20 protein-coding genes are annotated in these 18,253 nt (G+C 72.0%); 13 read left to right on the forward strand and 7 right to left on the reverse strand.

What is annotated here, in order from left to right; translation table 11 throughout:
* Nucleotides 1-8 precede the first annotated feature (8 nt).
* From N8K70_RS02535 to N8K70_RS02545, 3 genes are read left to right on the forward strand one after another with little or no spacing between them, the layout of a single operon-like run.
* Complete coding sequence (locus N8K70_RS02535) at nt 9-1,088, forward strand: Bug family tripartite tricarboxylate transporter substrate binding protein (RefSeq protein WP_317140047.1); 1,080 nt, start codon at nt 9-11, stop codon at nt 1,086-1,088.
* Complete coding sequence (locus N8K70_RS02540; RefSeq protein ID WP_317140048.1) at nt 1,085-1,672, forward strand: tripartite tricarboxylate transporter TctB family protein; 588 nt, start codon at nt 1,085-1,087, stop codon at nt 1,670-1,672. The genes N8K70_RS02535 and N8K70_RS02540 overlap by 4 nt, the downstream gene beginning before the upstream one ends.
* On the forward strand, nt 1,672-3,225 hold the full coding sequence (locus N8K70_RS02545; RefSeq protein ID WP_317140049.1) for a tripartite tricarboxylate transporter permease: 1,554 nt from the start codon (nt 1,672-1,674) through the stop codon (nt 3,223-3,225). The genes N8K70_RS02540 and N8K70_RS02545 overlap by 1 nt, the downstream gene beginning before the upstream one ends.
* Here the strand turns inward: N8K70_RS02545 and N8K70_RS02550 are convergent.
* The gene (locus tag N8K70_RS02550) at nt 3,207-3,869 is read right to left on the reverse strand and encodes a response regulator (RefSeq protein WP_317140050.1); all 663 of its coding nucleotides are present in this window, start codon (nt 3,867-3,869) and stop codon (nt 3,207-3,209) included. The genes N8K70_RS02545 and N8K70_RS02550 overlap by 19 nt on opposite strands.
* A complete protein-coding gene (locus tag N8K70_RS02555) occupies nt 3,866-5,497 on the reverse strand; it encodes a sensor histidine kinase (RefSeq protein ID WP_317140051.1) in 1,632 nt (543 codons plus the stop codon). Before N8K70_RS02555 ends, N8K70_RS02550 begins: the two co-directional genes overlap by 4 nt.
* 119 nt (nt 5,498-5,616) lie before the next feature.
* Here N8K70_RS02555 and N8K70_RS02560 point away from each other — a divergent pair, with 119 nt between their 5' ends.
* Complete coding sequence (locus N8K70_RS02560) at nt 5,617-6,609, forward strand: Bug family tripartite tricarboxylate transporter substrate binding protein (RefSeq protein WP_317140052.1); 993 nt, start codon at nt 5,617-5,619, stop codon at nt 6,607-6,609.
* 9 nt (nt 6,610-6,618) lie between these two features.
* Here the strand turns inward: N8K70_RS02560 and N8K70_RS02565 are convergent, their stop codons facing one another.
* Together N8K70_RS02565 and N8K70_RS02570 are read right to left on the reverse strand one after the other, a co-directional pair.
* Nucleotides 6,619-7,545, reverse strand: coding sequence for a TIGR03560 family F420-dependent LLM class oxidoreductase (locus N8K70_RS02565; RefSeq protein ID WP_317140053.1), 927 nt, complete (start codon nt 7,543-7,545; stop codon nt 6,619-6,621).
* A gap of 28 nt (nt 7,546-7,573) precedes the next feature.
* On the reverse strand, nt 7,574-8,539 hold the full coding sequence (locus N8K70_RS02570) for a cation diffusion facilitator family transporter (protein WP_317140054.1): 966 nt from the start codon (nt 8,537-8,539) through the stop codon (nt 7,574-7,576).
* An 87-nt stretch (nt 8,540-8,626) separates the two neighbouring features.
* On the opposite strand from N8K70_RS02570, the gene proC reads away from it, so the two are divergent.
* The 4 genes from proC (at nt 8,627) to N8K70_RS02590 (ending at nt 13,866) form a co-directional block, all read left to right on the forward strand.
* Nucleotides 8,627-9,466: a pyrroline-5-carboxylate reductase gene (gene proC / locus N8K70_RS02575; RefSeq protein WP_317140055.1), complete on the forward strand. Its 840-nt coding sequence runs from the start codon at nt 8,627-8,629 to the stop codon at nt 9,464-9,466.
* 160 nt (nt 9,467-9,626) lie between these two features.
* Nucleotides 9,627-10,451 carry a PRD domain-containing protein gene (locus N8K70_RS02580; protein WP_317140056.1) on the forward strand — a complete coding sequence of 275 codons (825 nt, stop codon included), beginning with the start codon at nt 9,627-9,629 and terminating at the stop codon, nt 10,449-10,451.
* Between the two features lie 71 nt (nt 10,452-10,522).
* Nucleotides 10,523-12,406: a beta-glucoside-specific PTS transporter subunit IIABC gene (locus tag N8K70_RS02585; protein ID WP_317140057.1), complete on the forward strand. Its 1,884-nt coding sequence runs from the start codon at nt 10,523-10,525 to the stop codon at nt 12,404-12,406.
* Complete coding sequence (locus N8K70_RS02590) at nt 12,403-13,866, forward strand: glycoside hydrolase family 1 protein (RefSeq protein ID WP_317140058.1); 1,464 nt, start codon at nt 12,403-12,405, stop codon at nt 13,864-13,866. The genes N8K70_RS02585 and N8K70_RS02590 overlap by 4 nt, the downstream gene beginning before the upstream one ends.
* A gap of 51 nt (nt 13,867-13,917) precedes the next feature.
* Here the strand turns inward: N8K70_RS02590 and N8K70_RS02595 are convergent, their stop codons facing one another.
* Nucleotides 13,918-14,589, reverse strand: coding sequence for a potassium channel family protein (locus N8K70_RS02595; protein WP_317140059.1), 672 nt, complete (start codon nt 14,587-14,589; stop codon nt 13,918-13,920).
* Nucleotides 14,582-16,021, reverse strand: coding sequence for a TrkH family potassium uptake protein (locus N8K70_RS02600; protein WP_317140060.1), 1,440 nt, complete (start codon nt 16,019-16,021; stop codon nt 14,582-14,584). The genes N8K70_RS02595 and N8K70_RS02600 overlap by 8 nt, the downstream gene beginning before the upstream one ends.
* A gap of 68 nt (nt 16,022-16,089) precedes the next feature.
* Between N8K70_RS02600 and N8K70_RS02605 the strand changes: the two genes are divergently transcribed.
* The gene (locus N8K70_RS02605; RefSeq protein ID WP_317140061.1) at nt 16,090-16,506 is read left to right on the forward strand and encodes an ArsR/SmtB family transcription factor; all 417 of its coding nucleotides are present in this window, start codon (nt 16,090-16,092) and stop codon (nt 16,504-16,506) included.
* A 28-nt stretch (nt 16,507-16,534) separates the two neighbouring features.
* On the opposite strand, the gene N8K70_RS02610 is transcribed toward N8K70_RS02605, so the two are convergent.
* Entirely contained in the window at nt 16,535-17,005 is a 471-nt protein-coding gene (locus N8K70_RS02610; protein ID WP_317140062.1) for a hypothetical protein, read from the reverse strand.
* Nucleotides 17,006-17,179: 174 nt separating this feature from the next.
* Between N8K70_RS02610 and N8K70_RS02615 the strand changes: the two genes are divergently transcribed.
* From N8K70_RS02615 to N8K70_RS02630, 4 genes are all read left to right on the forward strand, one after another.
* On the forward strand, nt 17,180-17,383 hold the full coding sequence (locus N8K70_RS02615) for a helix-turn-helix domain-containing protein (RefSeq protein WP_317140063.1): 204 nt from the start codon (nt 17,180-17,182) through the stop codon (nt 17,381-17,383).
* A 133-nt stretch (nt 17,384-17,516) separates the two neighbouring features.
* On the forward strand, nt 17,517-17,615 hold the full coding sequence (locus N8K70_RS02620) for a 30S ribosomal protein bS22 (RefSeq protein WP_003792170.1): 99 nt from the start codon (nt 17,517-17,519) through the stop codon (nt 17,613-17,615).
* Nucleotides 17,616-17,686: 71 nt separating this feature from the next.
* Nucleotides 17,687-17,980 carry a rhodanese-like domain-containing protein gene (locus N8K70_RS02625; RefSeq protein ID WP_317140064.1) on the forward strand — a complete coding sequence of 98 codons (294 nt, stop codon included), beginning with the start codon at nt 17,687-17,689 and terminating at the stop codon, nt 17,978-17,980.
* A 4-nt stretch (nt 17,981-17,984) separates the two neighbouring features.
* Complete coding sequence (locus N8K70_RS02630; protein ID WP_317140065.1) at nt 17,985-18,245, forward strand: glutaredoxin family protein; 261 nt, start codon at nt 17,985-17,987, stop codon at nt 18,243-18,245.
* The last annotated feature ends 8 nt before the right edge of the window (nt 18,246-18,253 follow it).

An 18,253-nucleotide genomic window follows, 5' to 3' on the forward strand; every position in this document is an offset into this window, starting at 1 on the left:
AGGGACAGATGATGTTCTCCGAGTCCATCAAGGACGCGGATGCCAGGAACGACCCGTCCGCGGCGGTGTACACGGGCGTGCTGCCGACGAGGCGCGCACCCCGGTGGGCGCGCGCGATCGGCAGGATCGTGTTCGGCGTCGTCGCCGTGGCCTCCGTCGTCTCGGCGACCGCGTTCTCGTTCGCGTCCGGGAGCACCGGCACCGACCCGCGCTCGTCGCTGACCCTCATCGCGCCGGCGGGCGTCGGCGGCGGATGGGACGGCTTCGCCCGCGAGCAGCAGCAGGCCATGCGCCTGGACGGCATCGCGAACAACGTCCAGGTCGTGAACATCCCCGGCGCCGGCGGCACCATCGGCCTCAGCTCCTTCGTCACCATGGAGGGCCAGTCGAACACTCTCCTCGCGACGGGAGCGGCGATGCTCGGCGGCATCGTCATGAACGACTCGCCCGTCGACCTCACCGACGTCCGCCCCATCGCCCGCATCGCCGAGGACTACGCCGTCTTCATCGTCCACGCGGACGCGCCGTGGGACACCGTGGACGAGTTCGCCGCGGCGTGGGCCGGCGACCACGGCGGCATCCGGTTCACGGGCGGCTCGGCCGGCTCGATCGACCATCTGCTCGTCGCCCAGTTCGCGCAGGTCGAGGGGATCGCCCCCTCCGACATCACGTACATCCCCAAGTCCGGCGGCGGGGAGGCCATCCAGACCCTCCTCTCCGGCACCGCCGACGTCGCCGTCACGGGGTACAACGAGGTCGCCGACCAGATCGACGCGGGACGCGTCAAGCCGCTCGCGATCTCCGCGCCGCAGCGCCTCGCCGACGTCGACATCCCCACGTTCGAGGAGCTCGGCTACGGCGTGGACCTCGTGAACTGGCGGGGCCTCGTGGCCGTCCCCGGCATCGCCGACGAGGACTTCGACGCGGTCAAGGCCATCGTCGACGAGACCGCGGAGTCGGAGGCCTGGGCCGATGCGCTCGCGCGCAACCGCTGGGTCGACTCGTACCTCGACGGCGAGGAGCTCGAGCGCTTCCTCGTCGAGGACCAGCAGCGCACCGCCGAGCTCGTGAAGGAGCTGGGGCTGTGAGCACGGTCGGCGTCGACGCCGCGGAAGACGCCCGCCGCGCCTCCGCCTCGTGGTGGACCGGACGCTCCGGCCTCGTCGTCCCCGCGATCCTCGCGGCGTTCTCGACCTATCTCGTGGTGGGGATCGTGACCATGCAGGTGCCGCCGGGCGTCACCTCGCCCGGGCCGAGGTTCTTCCCGACGCTCATCGCGGTCGCCGGCTACGTCGTCGCGGTGCTGCTGGCCCTCCGATACCTCCGCACGCCCGAGCCCGCTGAGCCGGCGCGGTACAGCGCGCTCGACGAGGTCTCCGAGACCGCGCGCGCCGAGGCGGAGGCCGCCGCGCGGGTCTCGTACCGCACCTTCTCCGACTGGACGGCGGTCGGCTGGGCCGCCGGAGGGTTCCTCGCGTTCTCGCTGCTCCTCATGCCCGCCGGATGGATCGTCGCGGGAGCGCTGCTGTTCTGGTGCGTCGCCCGGTCGATGGGCTCTCGGCGCCCCGTCGTCGACCTCGTCGTGGCGCTCATGATGAGCAGCCTCGTCTACCTCGCCTTCGGCGTCGTGCTCGGGCTGAACCTGCCGTCCGGGATCCTGGGAGGACTGTGATGGAGTCCCTGTCGCTGCTGTTCGAGGGGTTCGGGCACGCCTTCACCCCGATGAACCTGCTCTTCGTCGTCATCGGCTGCCTGCTGGGAACCGCGGTCGGGGTCCTGCCGGGCCTCGGATCGTCGATGGCGGTCGCGCTGCTGCTGCCCATGACGTTCGCCCTGGACCCGTCCGCCGCGTTCATCATGTTCGCCGGGGTCTACTTCGGCGGCCTCTTCGGCGACTCGACGATGGCCATCCTCCTCAACACCCCCGGGCAGGCCTCCGCGATCGCCTCGACCTTCGAGGGACACCGGATGGCGCGAGCGGGCCGGGCCCCGCAGGCGCTGGCGACGGCCGCGATCGGAGCGTTCATCGGCGGGATGATCTCCTGCATCGTCGTGGTGTTCCTCGCTCCCGCCCTCGCCGCGCTCTCGGCGGAGTTCGGGCCGGCCGAGTACTTCGCGCTCGCGCTCTTCGCGTTCGTCGCGACGTCGTCCGTCGTGTCGGACTCCGTGCTGAAGGGGCTCGCGTCGCTCGTGCTGGGCCTCGGGATCGCGACGATCGGGATCGACTCCGTCTCGGGCGCCGAGCGCTTCAGCTTCGGCGTCCCGCAGCTGTTCGACGGCGTCTCGCTCGTCACGATCACGGTCGCGATCCTCGCGCTGGGCGAGGTCTTCCATGTCGCCTCCCGCATCCGGCGGGATCCGACCTCGCGCATCCTGCGCAGCGAAGGCCGCCCGTTCCTGTCCCGGGCGGAGTTCCGCGAGGCGCTCCCGGCGTGGCTGCGCGGCACGGGCATCGGGCTGCCGTTCGGCGTCATCCCCGTCGGGGGCGCCGACGTGCCGACGTTCATCGCGTACGCCGCCGAGAAGGGCCTCGACAGACGGCGAGCGCATCCGCAGTTCGGGAGGGGCGCCATCCGCGGCCTCGCTGCGCCCGAGGCGGCGGGGAACGCCACCACGGGCACCGCGATGGGGGCGCTGCTCGCCCTGGGCCTGCCGGTGTCGGCGACGGCGGCGATCATGCTCGCGGCGTTCCGCCAGTACGGGCTGCAGCCCGGTCCGCTGCTGTTCGAGCGGGCCCCCGACCTCGTCTGGGGCCTCCTCGCGAGCTTCTTCCTGGCGATGATCGTCCTGCTCGTCCTCAACCTGCCGTTCGCGCAGCTGTGGGCGAAGCTGCTGCTCATCCCGCGGCCCTACCTCTACGGAGGGATCGCGCTCATGTGCGGCCTGGGCGTCTTCGCGACGTCGTCCTCCTCGTTCGAGCTGCTGCTCCTGCTCGGCGCGGGGCTGCTCGGCTTCGCCATGCGCCGGTTCCAGGTCCCGCTGGCCCCGCTGCTCATCGGGATGGTGCTGGGCCCGCTCGCCGAGACGAGCCTGCGCGACGCCCTCCTGAGCTCCGGCGGCGACTACGCGACCTTCGTCGCCGGACCCATCCCGATCGCGATCTACCTGCTGCTGCTCGGCGCGCTCGCGATCTCGATCGTGGGACGGCTAAGGGCGCGGCGGACCGCGAGCCCGGCCGCTGCCGAGCCCGTCGAGGCGGAGACGGCTCAGCGCACGAGGCGGTAGCGGCGCTCGGGGCGCCCCGCCCCGTAGCGCAGCTGCACCCGCACCTCGCCGCGGTCGTGCAGATGCTCGAGGTAGCGGCGGGCGCTGACGCGCGAGACGCCGACGCGCTCGGCCGTCTCCTGCGCGGAGAGGTCCTCCGGCGAGGCGGCCAGCGCATCGCGCACGGCGCGGAGCGTCGTCTCGGCGACGCCCCGCGCAGAGGCTCCCCGGGCCGGCGGGGCGCCGAAGAGACGGTCCGCCGCCGCCTGATCGGCGACCCCGCCCTCGTCCGCGCCGTGGAGGTGCGCGCGGTACGCCGAGAGCCGCGCGCTGAGGTCTTCGCGCGGGAACGGCTTCATGAGGTAGCCCGCCGCCCCGACCCGCAGCGCCTGGGCGACCGTGCGGTGCTCGCGGGCGGCCGTGATGACGATGGCGTCGAGCTGTGGCCTGACCGCCCGCATCCGCGTGAGCAGGTCCAGCCCGCTGCCGTCGGGCAGGTGGATGTCGAGCAGCACGAGCTCGGGGCCGTGCCGCTCCAGGGCGTCGAGGGCCGCGCTCGCGGTGTGCGCGACCGCGCACACGCGGAAGCCGGGCTCGGCTGCGACGAAGCCGGCGTGGATGCGGGCGACGGTGACGTCGTCGTCGACGACGAGGACGTCGATCATGCGGGCCGGCTCCCTTCCTCACGGGGCAGCGTCGCCACGAACACGGCTCCGTCGCGCTCCCGCGCGGTCGCGTCGCCGCCACGGCGGCGGCAGACCTGCCGGGTGAGCGCCAGGCCGTATCCGCGGCCCCCGGGCATCCCGCCGGGCTTGGTGCTGAAGCCCCGCCGGAAGAGGAGCTCGGGGTCGTGCCCCTCGAGGCCGGGGCCGGAGTCCTGCACCGTGATCGTCACGACCCCGCCGGCGTCGCGTACGTCGACGTCGACCGCGGCGGCGTCCGTCCCCGACGCGGCCTCGACGGCGTTGTCGACGAGATTGCCGACGACGGTGATGAGATCGCGCGAGAGCGCGGCCGGCACCGGCTCGAGCCGCGAGTCCTCGTCGATGCGCAGCACGACGTGCCGTTCGGCGGCGGCCGACGAGGCGGCGATGAGCAGCGCCGCCAGCGGCGCATCCGCGATCCGGTCGGTGACCGAGTCGACGAGGGCGGACCGGGTGAACGCGATGCCGGAGATGTACTGCAGGGCCCCCGCGGCCTGGTCGATCTGGATGAGGCCCGCGACCGTGTGCAGCTGGTTGGCGAACTCGTGGGTCTGGGCGCGCAGCAGCTCGGCCGTCATCCGGCTGGCGCCGAGCTCGTCCTCGAGGGCGATGAGCTCCGTGCGGTCGCGCAGCGTCGTCACGGCGCCGATGTCGCGGCCGTGGGAGCGGAGGGGACGCCGGTTCGCGACGACGAGCCGGTCGCCCACGACGAGCGGCGCGTCGACCTGCTCGTCGAGGGGATGCGCCCGCCCGCCGTCCGGAGCGAGGGCGAGCAGCACCGACGCCGGCGCCCCGGTCTCCTCGAGGGTGCGCCCCTCCCGCACGTCGTGCCATCCGAGCAGCGCGCGGGCGGCGTCGTTGAGCGCCGTGATGCGCCCGTCCGTGTCGACCGCCACGACGCCCTCCTTGACCCCGCGCAGCAGCGCCTCCCTGTGCTCCACGACGGCGGCGATCTCGCCGGGCTCCATGCCGAGCGTCTGGCGCTTGAGCCGGCGCGAGAGCAGGTACGAGCCGCCCAGCCCGACCGCCCCGAACACGACGAGGGCGACGAGGATGTCGGGTACCGCGGCGCCGAGGCGCTCGGGCCATCCCGGATACGCGCGCGCCGCCACGGCGAGCCCGATCCGCTCGCCCGACTCCGCGAAGACGGGCACGCGCGAGAGCAGCAGGCTCCTGCCGTCGACCTCGGTCGTGCCCGTCCAGGCGCGCCCGGCGTCGCCGGCGAGATAGCCGCTCGGCGCCGGCTCCCCGGCGAGCGTGACGTCGCTCGACGAGACGACCGAGCCCGCGGCGTCGATGACGGCGGCCTCGGTGAGGCCCGCCACGGCCCGCACCGACTCGACCGCCGGCGCGAGCGCCGCACGGCCCGAGGCGTCCGCGTCCGGCAGGAGGGCGCGCACGAGCGGGGTGGCGGCGAGCGACTCGGCCGCCGAGAGCGTGCGACGGCTCTCCTGCGACTCGAAGGTGCGCAGCGACTGGCTGATCGAGAGCCAGAGCACGCCGCCGAGGGCGCCGAGCAGGATCACGAGCTGCAGCACGAGCAGCTGGGCGGCGAGACTGAGACGGCGCGGGGGACGAGGACCGGGCACGGGAGCCTCCCACGAGCGGATAGGGTGTGCGCGAAGCCGGTCGGGCGGCGCTGCCGACGTGCAGGTACGGACAGGGACACCCTATGCCGAACGGCCCGATGCCGAGGAACGGAGGCCGCGTGCGCAGATCGGAGTTCCTGCGCGTCACGGCGGCGGGCCTCGGCGCCGCGCTCCTGGCGGGCGCCGTCGGCTGCGCGCCCCGACGCCCGGACGGAGGGGCCGAGCCCGTCGACGTGACCGCGCGGCGCATCCTCGTCCCCGCAGCGGCCGGAGGCGGATACGACCTCACGGCGCGCACCGTGGCGAAGATCCTCGCCGCCGAGGGCATCACGTCCGAGCACCCCGAGGTGTTCAACGTGCCGGGCGCGGGCGGCGTGCTGGGGCTTGTCCGCGCGATCGCCGAGGAGGGCGACGGCGGGCTCGCGCTCGCCATGGGCATGGGCGTCGTCGGCGCCTGGAGGACGTCGGGGACGCGGGCGGAGCTCCTCGACATCACGCCCCTCGCCCGGGTCTCCGAGGAGCCGGGGGCTCTTCTCGTCGACGACAGCACGGGCTTCCGCACCGCCGACGAGTTCTTCCGGGCCTGGCGTGCCGACCCCCGCAGGCTCCGGGTCGGCGGCGGGTCGGTGGCGGGAGGCCCCGACCACCTGCTCGCCGTCGGCGTGGCGCGCGCTCTCGGGATCGCCCCCGGGGACATCGCGTTCTCCGCGTTCAGCGGCGGCGGCGACCTGCTGTCCGGTCTGCTGACGGGCGCGGTCGACGTCGCGTTCGGCGGAAGCGGGGAGACCCGTCCGCAGGTGCGCGCGGGCTCGGTGCGGGTGCTCGCCGTCTCGGGCCCGGAGCGGGCCGAGGGGATCGACGCGCCGACGCTGCAGGAGGCGGGGGTCGACCTCGTCTTCCGCAACTGGCGCGGGTTCGCCGCGCCGCCCGGCATCGCCGAGCCCGACCGCGTCGCGTGGATCGACGACCTGTCGCGCATGCGGGAGACCGACGCCTGGCGGGAGGCGCTGCAGGCGAACGGATGGACGGACGCCTACCTCGAAGGCGACGACTTCGGCGCGTTCATCGCCGCGCAGCGCGACGCGGTCGACGAGATGCTCGGCGAGGGGTGAGGCGGCTCCTCAGCGCAGCCGCGGCAGCAGCTCCTCGCCGAGATAGGCGACGTGGTCGTGGTCGGACATGTCCATGAGCTGGAAGTAGAGGCGCGAGGCGCCGAGGTCCCGCAGCCGGCCCGCCTTCTCGGCGATCTCCTCCGCCGTGCCGCTGAAGCCGTCGCCCGCACGGAAGGCGTCGAGGTCGACGCCGGTGGCCGCCGCCCGCCGGGCGAGATCGGCCTCGGACTCCCCCGCGAGGGTCGGCAGGGCGACGCTGAGCCCGAGCGTCGCCGGGTCGCGGCCCTCCCGCTCGCACGCCGCGCGGACACGGTCGAAGCGATCGGCGATGACGTCCTCGGGCTGGAAGGCGATGTTGAACTCCGTCGCATGCCTCGCCGCGAGCTCCGGCGTGCGCGTGAGACCCGCGCCGCCGACGATCACGGGGATGCGCTCCTGCGTCGGCTTCGGGAGGGCGGGGGAGTCGACGATGCGGTAGTGCTCTCCCTCGAAGGCGTAGCGCTCGCCGGCCGGGGCGGACCACAGGCCGTTCACGATCTCGAGCTGCTCCGCGAGCAGCCCGAAGCGCTTCGCAGGGAACGGGATCGCGTGGGCGAGGTGCTCGGCCTCGTACCATCCGGTGCCGAGGCCCAGCTCGGCGCGGCCGCCCGACATGGCGTCGACCTGCGCGACCTGGACGGCCAGGATGCCCGGCCACCGGTACGTCACGGATGACACGAGCGTCCCGAGGCGGAGCGTGCTCGTCTCCCGCGCCAGACCCGCCAGCGTCGTCCAGGCGTCCGTGGGGCCGGGACGTCCGTCCGCGCCGTGCATCGCCATGTAGTGGTCCGAGCGGAAGAACCCGTCGAAGCCCGATCTCTCCGCCTGCAGGGCGAAGGCGAGCTGGGTGTCGTAGTCGGCGCCCGTCTGGGGCTCGGTGAAGACGCAGAACTCCATGGGCCCAGTCTGGCAGCCCGCGCGGGCGTCAGTCCGAGGACTTCAGGATGAACGTCTCGGTCGGCAGGCTCGGCTCGGACGGCGAGCGGTACACGTCGGGCTCCAGATAGACGATGCGCGCCGCGGGGACGGCCGCTCGGATGCGCGCCTCGACCAGGTCGATGTCGTGCGACGCCTCGGCGACCGAGATGTCCTGCGGCAGGCCGATCTTGCCCGCCACGAGCAGCTCGTCGGGACCGACGTAGAGCGTCTTGACGTGGATGAGCTTCTCGACCTCGGGACCCGACTCGATGGCGGCGACGATCCGGTCGAAGTCCGAGTCGGTGGCGCCCTCGCCGACGAGCAGGCTCTTCGTCTCGATGCCGAGGACCATCGCGACGAGCACGAGGAGCACGCCGATGCACAGGGTGCCGATCGCGTCGAACACCGCGTCGCCGGTGATCGCCGTGAGGCCGATGCCCGCCAGGGCGAGCACGAGACCCGTGAGGGCCGCGACGTCCTCGAGGAGCACGACGGGCAGCTCGGGCGCCTTGGCCCGGCGCACGAAGGAGACCCACGACTGGCCCTTCTCGCGCACCTGGTCGCTCTCCTTCACGGCGGTGCGCAGCGAGAAGCTCTCAAGGCCGATCGCGATGAGGAGGATGACGATCGGCAGCCAGACGTTCTCGAGCTCGTGCGGGTCGGTGATCTTCTGAATGCCCTCGTAGACGGAGAAGACGCCGCCCACGGAGAAGAGGATGATCGCGACGACGAAGGCGTAGACGTACCGCTCGCGCCCGTAGCCGAAGGGATGCTCCCTGTCGGCCTTGCGCCGGGCCTTCCTGCCGCCGAGCAGCAGGAGCAGCTGGTTGCCGGAGTCGGCGACCGAGTGGATCCCCTCCGCGAGCATCGACGACGAGCCGGAGATGATCCATCCGACGAACTTCGCGATCGCGATGCCGAGGTTCGCCGCGAATGCCGCCAGGATCGCCTTGCTGCCGCCTTGTGCGCTCATGCTCGAAGTCTATTCGGCGGACGCCTGCCGCGCGGGGCGGGAACGGACGCCCAGCGCGAGGTCGGAGGCCGTCCATAGGATGAGGGCATGTCCGATTCCCTGCCATCCGTCGCGTTCCTCGGCGCCGGCTCCATGGGCGGCGCGATCCTGCGCGGTCTCGTCGCGAGCGGCCTGCCCGTCGACGGCGGAGTTCTCGCCACCAACCGCTCGGCCGCGAAGGCGGCGGAGCTCGCCGGGCTCGACGGCGTCACGAGCGTCGCGCTCGAGGACGACCCGTCGGGGAACGTCGCGGCCGCCGCGTCCGCGCGCGTCGTGCTGGTCGGGGTGAAGCCCGCGATGGTCCCCGACCTGCTGCGCGAGATCGCGCCCGTGCTGCGCGACGACGCGATCGTCGTGAGCCTCGCGGCGGGCGTGACGCTGCGGACCTTCGCGAGCATCCTCGGCGACGAGACGGCCGTGCTGAGGTCGATGCCCAACACCCCCGCGCTCGTCGGGAAGGGCGTGACGGGGCTGGCGGCCGGACCGGTCGCGTCCGCGGAGGAGACCGCGATCGTACGGCGCCTGTTCGAGACCGTCGGCACGGTGATCGAGGTGCCCGAGGAACGGATCGACGCGCTGTCGTCGATCTCGGGGTCCGGGCCCGCCTACGTCTATCTGCTCGTCGAGGAGCTCACGCGCGTGGCCGTGGAGCAGGGATTCTCGGAGGCCGACGCGCGCGCGATGACGGAGGGCACCTTCATCGGAGCGGCCGCGCTGCTCGACGCGACCGGCGAGGACCCCGCCGAGCTGCGCCGCCGCGTCACGAGCCCGAAGGGGACCACCGAGCGGGCGGTCGCCGTGCTGCAGCGCGCGGCGCTGGGCGGCGTGTTCCGCGAGGCGACGGATGCCGCGATCGCGCGGGCGCGGGAGCTCGCCGCGGGCGCCTGACCCGTGAGCCCCCGCGAACGTCGTGGGGCGCCCGGACGGGCGGACTTGCGCCGTCGCACGGTGCGGACGTACGGTGGTTGCGGCTTGCTACCGCGGTTCTGCGGGCAATACCCGGACGCGTCGTCGACGACCGTCCTCCCCATCCTCACGAGGTATTGCCATGATCGTCCGCCGTGTTCTCAACAACAGCGTCGTCGACGCCCTCGACGACGCGATGCGGGAGGTCATCGTCCTCGGGCGGGGGATCGGCTTCCACGCGCATCCCGGCGACCACATCGACCCGGCGTCGGTGGAGAAGGTCTTCCGTCTCGACGACAGCGCCCAGGGCACGCATCTCGCGCAGGTCGCGGCGCACGTGCCCGCCGACATCCTCCGGGCCACCGACGAGATCGTGACCCTCGCGCGGGATCGGCTGAGCGAGAGGCTGAGCGACTCGATCTACGCCGCCCTCGCGGACCACCTGGCGTTCGCGGTGCAGCGGGCGCGGGAGGACGTCGACCTCGCGAGCGCGCTCGAGGGCGAGGTGCGCCGCTTCTATCCGAACGAGTACGCCGTCGCGCTCGAGGCGCTCGCCGTCGTCGAGCGGGCGACGGGGACGACGATGCCGTCGGCGGAGGCCGCCAACGTGGCGCTGCACCTCATCACCGCCGAGGTCGGGGGAGGCGACGGGTCTGCTGCGGCGCTCACGACGTTCACGCGGGACGTGCTCGACATCGTGCGCCTGCGCTTCGGCATCTCCTACGACGACGCCGACCCGGCGTACGCGCGCTTCGCGACGCACGTGCGGTACTTCGCCCAGCGCGTGCTCTCGGGCACCGAGATCGATCGCGACGACGCCGACCTCATGAACGTCCTGCGCGAGCAGATGCCCCGCGTGTTCGCCGTCATCGACCGCATCGACGCGTACACGCGCGATGTCCACGACCACGCGATGACATCGACCGAGAAGGTCTACATCGCCATGCACGTCAGCCGGTTCGTCTGAGCCGGCTGCCTCCCGTCGGCGCGTCAGGGTCATCCGCGTCAGCCGTTCTCCTCCGAACCAGAAAGCCCGTCATGAAATACGAGAAGGACGCCGCCGCGATCATCGAAGGCGTCGGCGGCGCCGACAACATCGCGTCGGCCTTCCACTGCATCACCCGGCTGCGATTCACGCTGCACGACGACAGCAGGGCCGACGCCGCCGCGCTCGCCGCCATCCCGACCGTCGTCGGCGTGAACGAGGCGAGCGGCCAGTACCAGGTCATCGTCGGCGACAGGGTGCCGGACGTCTTCCGCGCGATCGCGGCGGCCGTGCCGCGGCTCGGCGGCGACGCGGCGCCCCAGGCGGCGCCCGCGTCGAAGAACCCGTTCCAGGGCTTCTTCGACTTCATCGGCGGGGTCTTCGCGCCCCTCCTCCCGGCGATCGCCGGGGCCGGCCTGCTCAAGGGGATCCTGGCGCTCCTGTCCTTCGCCGGATGGATCGACACCGCGTCGAGCACCTACCTCGTCCTGAGCTCGATCGGCGACGCGGCGTTCTACTTCCTCCCGGTGCTCGTCGCCATGACGGCCGCGCGCAGGCTGGGCACGAACCCGTACGTCGCGGTCGCCTTCGCCGGCGTGCTCGTGTACCCCTCGCTCGTCACGGCGCTCGGCTCCGGCGACGCCGTCGACTTCCTCGGCGTCCCGGTCACGGCGACGACCTACTCGTACGCGGTCATCCCCGTGCTCCTGGGCGTCTATCTCATGTCGTGGGTCGAGCGCGGCCTCGACCGCATCGTCCCGCGGCCCGTGCGGCTCATGGTCGTGCCGCTCCTCACGCTCGTCGTCGTCACGCCGATCACCCTCGTCGTGCTCGGACCGCTCGGCACGTTCGTGGGCAACGGGGTCTCCGGCGGCATCAGCTGGGCGCTCGAGAACGGCGGCGTCGTCGCCGGCGCGGTCATCGGAGCGCTGCTCCCGCTCATCATCATGACGGGCGTGCACTACGCGCTCGTCCCGTTCATCCTCACGAACCTCGCGCAGACGGGCGCCGACCGCTTCCTCCCGCTCACGTACGTCCAGAGCTTCGCGACGGCGGGCGCCGCGCTCGGCGTGGCCCTGCGGGCGAAGTCGAAGACGCTCAAGTCCCTCGCGTTCTCGACGACCTTCACGGGCGTCATGGGCGTCACCGAGCCTGCGCTGTACGGTCTCGTCGTCCCGCTGCGCCGTCCTCTCATCGCGACGATGATCGGCGCCGCCGCCGGCGGCGCGATCAGCCTGGGCTTCGGCGTCGACGCCTACGTGCTGGCAGGGAACAGCGGCGTCCCCGGGCTCCCGGGCCTCGTCGGCGAGACGTTCGGCTGGGCGATCGTCGGTCTCGCGGTGGCGTTCGTCGTCGCCACGGCGATGACGCTCGTGCTGGGCTTCGACGAGTCGGCGTACGCGGACTCGGTCGCGGCGCCGGAAGGCGCGACGGCCCCGTCGTCCGCCGACGGCCTCCTCGTCGGCTCCCCCGTGACGGGCGAGGCCGTCGCCCTGTCGACCGTGCCCGATCGCGTCTTCGCCGAGGGGATCATGGGAGACGGCGTGGCGGTGCGACCCGCATCGGACGAGATCGTCGCGCCCGTGAGCGGTGAGATCGTGGCGCTGTTCCCCACGCACCACGCGTTCGGGATCCGCTCCGACGCCGGCGTCGAGCTGCTCGTGCACGTCGGGATCGACACCGTGGCGCTCGAAGGCCGCGGCTTCGAGGCGCACGTCGCGCAGGGCGACCGCGTCGCGGCGGGGGATCGGATCCTGACGGTGGACTTCGACCAGGTCGCGCTCACGCACGACACGTCGGTCGTGGTGGTCGTCACGGAGGGCCCCGCGGACGCCGTGGTCGACGCGCGCACGGGAGCGGTCTCGGCCGGCGACGAGCTGTTCGCGCTGCGGAGCCCGGACGGCGCAGGGGCGTCCGCGAAGGAGGCGACCCGATGACCGGCACGGCCTTCCCCGACGGCTTCCTCTGGGGCGTCGCGTTCGCCGCGAACCAGGCCGAGGGCTCCTACGACGCCGACGGCAAGGGCCTCTCGCAGGCCGACGTCGTCCCCTTCGCGAAGGCGTCGGACTACGTCGATCTCCACGAGCTCATGAGCCCCACGCCCGAGCGCATCGCGAGGGCGGCCGCGACGCCCGGCACCGCCGGATACCCGAAGCGCCGCGGCTCGCTCTTCTACGAGCGCTGGGAGGAGGACGTCGAGAGCTTCGCGCGGCTCGGCATCCGGGCCCTGCGCCTGTCGATCGCGTGGAGCCGCATCTTCCCGGACGGCGACGACGACGAGCCCAACGAGGCCGGTCTCGCGTTCTACGAGCGGCTCTTCGCGCGCCTCGGCGAGCACGGGATCGAGCCCGTCGTGACGCTGTCGCACTACGAGATGCCCCTGCACCTCGTGACGGAGTACGGCGGATGGGCGAACCGGCGCGTGATCGCGCTGTTCGAGCGCTACGCGGACGTCGTCCTGCGACGGTACAAGGGCCTCGTGCGCAACTGGCTGACCTTCAACGAGATCAACACGACCGTCATCGAGCCGTACACGGGCGGCGGCGTGATCGACGACGGGAGCGGCGACCGCGCACAGCGCGCGTACCAGGCGCTGCACCACCAGTTCGTCGCGAGCGCTCTCGTCACCCGCCGCGCCCGCGAGATCGATCCGGAGGCGAGGATCGGATGCATGCTCGCACGGATGCTGCACTACCCCGCGACGTCCGACCCCGCCGACGTGCAGCAGGCCCAGCACGACAACGACATGAACCTCGCCCACTCCGACGTGCAGGTGCGCGGCGCCTACCCCGGCATCATCCGCCGGCACTGGCGCGAGCACGGAATCGAGGTGCGCATGGAGCCCGAGGACGAGCGGATCCTCGCCGAGAACACGGTCGACTTCCTCTCGTTCAGCTACTACATGACGCTCGTCTCGGCGGTCGATCCCTCGAAGTACGGCGCCACGGGCGGCAACCTGTTCAGCACCATCAAGAACGAGCACCTCGAGACGTCGGAGTGGGGGTGGCACCTCGATCCGATCGGCCTGCGGATCGCCCTCACCGATCTGTGGACGCGGTATCAGGTCCCGCTCTTCATCGTCGAGAACGGGCTCGGGGCGAGCGACCGCGTCGAGCCGGACGGCAGCGTCCGCGACGACTACCGCATCGACTACCTGCGCCGTCATCTCCAGCAGGCGGCGGAGGCCGTGGCGGACGGGGTCGACCTCATGGGCTACACGGTGTGGGGCGGCATCGACATCGTGAGCGCGTCGACCTCGCAGATGACCAAGCGATACGGGCTCGTCCACGTCGATCTCGACGACGAGGGCCGCGGCACCGGCGACCGGACGCCGAAGGCCAGCTTCGACTGGTACCGCGAGGTCATCGCGACCGACGGCGCATCGCTCTCGTCGTGACCCGCTACGGGGCGTCCGAGTCTCTCGGGCGCCCCGCAGCCGTGCGGGGCGTCAGCGGTCGAGCGAGGCGAAGCGCTCGATGTCCTCGTTGGTGCCCGAGACGATGATGAGGTCGTGGTTCGTGACGACCGTGTTCCCCTCCGCGTAGCGGAACGCCCTGCCGGGGCTCTTCACACCGACCACCGTGACGTTGTACTTCGTGCGCACGCCCGACTCGTTGAGGCCGGTGCCGCGGATGAACTTCGGCGGGTACATCTTCGCCAGCACGAAGTCGTCGTCGAAGCGGATGAAGTCGAGCATGCGGCCGCTCACGAGGTGGGCGACGCGCTCGCCGGCCTCGCGCTCGGGGTAGATGACGTGATTGGCGCCCACGCGGGCGAGGATCTTGCCGTGCGACTGCGAGACGGCCTTCGCCCAGATCTGCGGCACCTTGAGGTCGACGAGGTTCGCGGTGATGAGCACCGACGCCTCGATCGAGGAGCCCACGGCGACGACGGCGACCTGGAAGTCGGCGGCGCCGATCTGCGAGAGCGACTCGATGCTGCGGGCGTCGGCCTGCACGGCGTGCGTGACGCGCTCGGACCACTTCTGCACGAGCTCCAGGTTGTCGTCGATGACGAGGACGTCCCTGTCGAGGCGGTCGAGCTCGCCGGCGCACGCGGCGCCGAAACGCCCGAGCCCGATGACGAGGACGGGAGCATCGCTGCGGATCTGCTCAACCAACGATGGGCCTTTCGACGGGCAGCGCGTAATGCTGCGTCCTGGACGTCGCGGCCACGGCCGCCGCGAGGGTCACTGTACCAACGCGGCCCATGAAGATCGTGACGGCGAGGATGTAGACGGCCGGATCCGGGAGGTCGGACGTGAGCCCCGTCGTGAGGCCCACCGTCGCGAACGCCGAGATGACGTCGAACAGCACCTCGGCGAGCGGCGCCTTCGTGATCTGGGCGATGAGGATGGTCGACAGCGCGACGATCGTCGCGCTCCACGCGACGACGGCCACCGCGACGCGCTGGACGTCGCTCGGGATGCGACGGCCGAACACCTCGACGCTGCGGCGCCCCTTCGCCTCCGACCAGACGGAGAGCGCGAGCACGGCGAGGGTCGTGACCTTGATGCCGCCCGCGGTCGACGCCGAGCCGCCGCCGACGAACATGAGCATGCACGCGGCGAGCATCGACGACTCGTAGAGCGCGCCGGGATCGATGACGGAGAAGCCGCCCGACCTTGTCATCGCCGAGAGGAAGAAGGCCTGGAACACGGTGTCCCACGCGTCGCTCGTCCCCCACGTCCCGGGGTTGCCGTACTCGAGCACGAGGAGGACGATCCCGCCGGCGAAGAACAGGATCACGGTGGTGATGAGGGTGAGCTTCGTGTGGAGCGGCCAGCGCTTGGGCGTGGTCAGATGCCGGGAGAGGGCGTAGATGACGGGGAACCCGATGCTGCCGAGGAACACCGAGACCATAAGGATGGACAGGAAGAAGTAGTCGTGATGGAACGACTCGAGCCCGCCCACCGTCGGCGTGAAGCCGGTGTTCGTGAACGACATCGCGGCGTAGTACGGGGCGATCCACAGCGCCTCGAACCAGCTGTAGCCGGCCCAGACGACCGGGAAGTAGAGGAGCAGCGCGACGGCCCCCTCGATGACGAGCGTCGACAGCGCCACGGTGCGCAGCAGCTGGCCGACCTCGCCGAGGCGCACGGTCTGGCTCTCGTTGACGACTCCGCCGTGCGACCGCAGCGGATTGCTGTCGCCGGCGGCCATGAGCTTGGCGCGCAGGCCGAGACGCTTCGAGATGACCAGGCCGAGCAGCGACGCCAGGGTCAGCGCGCCGAGCCCGCCGATGTTCACGCCCACGAAGATGACCACATGCCCGAACGGGGACCAGTGCGTCGCGGTGTCGACCGTGGAGAGCCCCGTCACGCAGATCGTCGACACGGCGGTGAACAGGGCGTCCGCGAAGGGGGTGCGCGAGTGCTGCGTGCTGGCCGCAGGCAGCGACAGCAGGGCCGTGAAGATGAGGATGAGGCTGACGAAGACGAGGATGGCGAAGCGCGAGGGCGACGAGGTCGTGAACTCCTTGAAGAAGTGCCCCGCTGCGCGCGTCGCCCGTCGTGCGGAGTCGGCGTAGCCCGCTGACCGGCTGGCCGCCATCCGCATCCCCCTTCGCGCCGAAGTCGCCCATCATGGTACTCCGCGCCGCGCCCGGCTAACCTATCGGCATGGCGGACATCTTCGACGTGATCGCGGACGGCACGAGGCGCGACATCCTGCAGCTGTTGCTTCGTCGGTCGACCGATGGCCACGACGGCACGAGCGTGTCGGAGATCGTGTCCGAGCTCGGCGTGAGCCAGCCCACGGTGTCCAAGCACCTCAAGGTGCTGCGCGAGGCGGAGCTGGTGTCCGTGCGCGAGGAGGGGCAGCACCGCTTCTACAGCCTGTCGCCCGAGCCGCTCGAGGCGGTCGACGACTGGCTGGTGTCGTTCTTCGTCGACGACGCCGGCCTCGCCGACGAGGCTGCGGCGTACCTGGCTCCGGGCCTCTCCGAGCCGGCGGCGCGCGTCGCCGACTCCGTGGGGCGCGCCGCCGCGTCCGCGAAGAACGTCGTGCAGTCCGCGCTGCGCCGCCTCGGCGCGTAGCGGGACCGGGGCGGGACCACCCCTGGCGTCAGGTCGTCGAGCCGTCCGAGGTCGAGCCGTCCGACGTCGAGCCGTCGGACGTCGAGCCGTTGGACGTCGAGCCGTCGGGTGCGGTCCCGTCCGGCGCCGTGCCCGTGGAGTCGCCCGGAGTCGTGCCGTTCCCGGGCATCTCCGGCGGGGTGCCGCCCCCGAAGCCCCCGTCGCCGGGCCCCTGCTCCGTCGAGAAGCCGGGGCCGCCCTGGCCGGTGTCGCCGATCGCCAGGCCCGTGGCCACGCCGCCGCCGAAGACGAGTCCGAGTGCGACGACGCCTCCCGCGACGGCGCCTCCGACCTTCCAGCCGCGGCGGCCCTTGCGGGCCCCGCGGTCCGCCTTCGGGGCGTCCGCGTCGGGGGCGTCGTCCGTCGACGGCCGTGTCGCCGCCAGGTACCGCGCCGCGTCCGGGTGGGCATCCGCGCCCGCGTTCGGGGCCGGCGCCGTCGAGAGGTTCTGATCGGTCATGACCCCCACGCTGGCGAGCCGGTCTCTCAAGCGACGATGCCGCCGCGATGAAACGGCTGTGAAAGAGGCGGCGCGATCCGCGACGCCCCACCGTTCACAGGCGTCACGCGGGTTTACACCGGTCTCCGTTTACCCCTAGAGTTGTCAGGATCGAACAGAGAGGGTCGTGGGGGAATGGCTGAACTGCCCGATGTGCGGTTTCTCACGGTCGCCGAGGTCGCGGACATCATGCGCGTCTCGAAGATGACCGTTTATCGACTCGTCCACTCGGGTGAGCTCCCCGCCGTGCGTTTCGGTCGCAGCTACCGCGTCCCCGAGTCGGCCGTCACCGCCGCTCTGGAGCGTCCTGCCGAGCGGGGCATCGCCGACGCCGGCTGACGTCCCGCCGCCGTTCAGGCTCCGTCGCCGCGGTACGATAGGATGATCGGAGGCACGTTTTCTTCGTGCCCGATCCCGGGTGTCCGCGGCGTCGCCGCATCCGACATCCAACCCCTGACATAGCGAGGTTCCCGTGGGTTCTGTCATCAAGAAGCGCCGCAAGCGCATGGCGAAGAAGAAGCACCGCAAGCTGCTTCGCAAGACTCGCCACCAGCGCCGCAACAAGAAGTAGCAGCGGCTCCCCGCGACGCCGGTTCCGTGATCCACGGGCCGGCGTTTCTGGTGTGCGGGATACTGGAGAGCATGAACGAGATCACGGTTCAGGACCTCCATGCCCGCGGCGACGTGCCTCTCATCGACGTGCGCGAGACGCACGAGTTCGCGGCGGGGCACGTGCCCGGCGCGGTCAACATCCCCCTGTCCGAGATCGGCGACCGGCTCGAGGAGCTCCCCGCCGAGTCCTTCGACGTCATCTGCGAGCTGGGCGGCCGCTCCGGCCGCGTCGTGGAGGCGCTCACGGCGCGCGGCTACGAGGCCACGAACGTCGCGGGCGGCACGAGCGCCTGGCGCAACGCCGGCTACGACGTCGAGGCGTGACGCGGTGACGCAGCTCACCCTGATCGGCAAGCCCGACTGCCACCTGTGCGACGTCGCACGCGAGGTCGTCGACCAGGTCGTCGCCGATCTCCCCGACGAGACCGCCGACAGCATCGAGATCGTCGAGCGCTCGATCGCCGACGACGAGGCGCTCGCCGCGCAGTGGTGGGAGAAGATCCCCGTCGTGCTCATCGACGGGCAGCTCCACGGACACTGGCGCGTGTCGCCCGACCGACTGCGCGCGGCGCTCGCCGCCGCCTCCTGACCCCGAGA

It is taken from the genome of Microbacterium sp. AB (genome assembly GCF_032878875.1).
GTDB classification, from domain to species: domain Bacteria; phylum Actinomycetota; class Actinomycetes; order Actinomycetales; family Microbacteriaceae; genus Microbacterium; species Microbacterium betulae.

Coding starts and splice junctions, on each gene's coding strand:
- N8K70_RS02535 (WP_317140047.1), top strand. CDS start 9: ATGATGTTCTCCGAGTCCATCAAGGACGCGGATGCCAGGAACGACCCG.
- N8K70_RS02545 (WP_317140049.1), top strand. CDS start 1,672: ATGGAGTCCCTGTCGCTGCTGTTCGAGGGGTTCGGGCACGCCTTCACC.
- N8K70_RS02550 (WP_317140050.1), bottom strand. CDS start 3,869: ATGATCGACGTCCTCGTCGTCGACGACGACGTCACCGTCGCCCGCATC.
- N8K70_RS02565 (WP_317140053.1), bottom strand. CDS start 7,545: ATGGAGTTCTGCGTCTTCACCGAGCCCCAGACGGGCGCCGACTACGAC.
- N8K70_RS02570 (WP_317140054.1), bottom strand. CDS start 8,539: ATGAGCGCACAAGGCGGCAGCAAGGCGATCCTGGCGGCATTCGCGGCG.
- proC (WP_317140055.1), top strand. CDS start 8,627: ATGTCCGATTCCCTGCCATCCGTCGCGTTCCTCGGCGCCGGCTCCATG.
- N8K70_RS02580 (WP_317140056.1), top strand. CDS start 9,627: ATGATCGTCCGCCGTGTTCTCAACAACAGCGTCGTCGACGCCCTCGAC.
- N8K70_RS02585 (WP_317140057.1), top strand. CDS start 10,523: ATGAAATACGAGAAGGACGCCGCCGCGATCATCGAAGGCGTCGGCGGC.
- N8K70_RS02590 (WP_317140058.1), top strand. CDS start 12,403: ATGACCGGCACGGCCTTCCCCGACGGCTTCCTCTGGGGCGTCGCGTTC.
- N8K70_RS02600 (WP_317140060.1), bottom strand. CDS start 16,021: ATGGCGGCCAGCCGGTCAGCGGGCTACGCCGACTCCGCACGACGGGCG.
- N8K70_RS02605 (WP_317140061.1), top strand. CDS start 16,090: ATGGCGGACATCTTCGACGTGATCGCGGACGGCACGAGGCGCGACATC.
- N8K70_RS02610 (WP_317140062.1), bottom strand. CDS start 17,005: ATGACCGATCAGAACCTCTCGACGGCGCCGGCCCCGAACGCGGGCGCG.
- N8K70_RS02615 (WP_317140063.1), top strand. CDS start 17,180: ATGGCTGAACTGCCCGATGTGCGGTTTCTCACGGTCGCCGAGGTCGCG.
- N8K70_RS02625 (WP_317140064.1), top strand. CDS start 17,687: ATGAACGAGATCACGGTTCAGGACCTCCATGCCCGCGGCGACGTGCCT.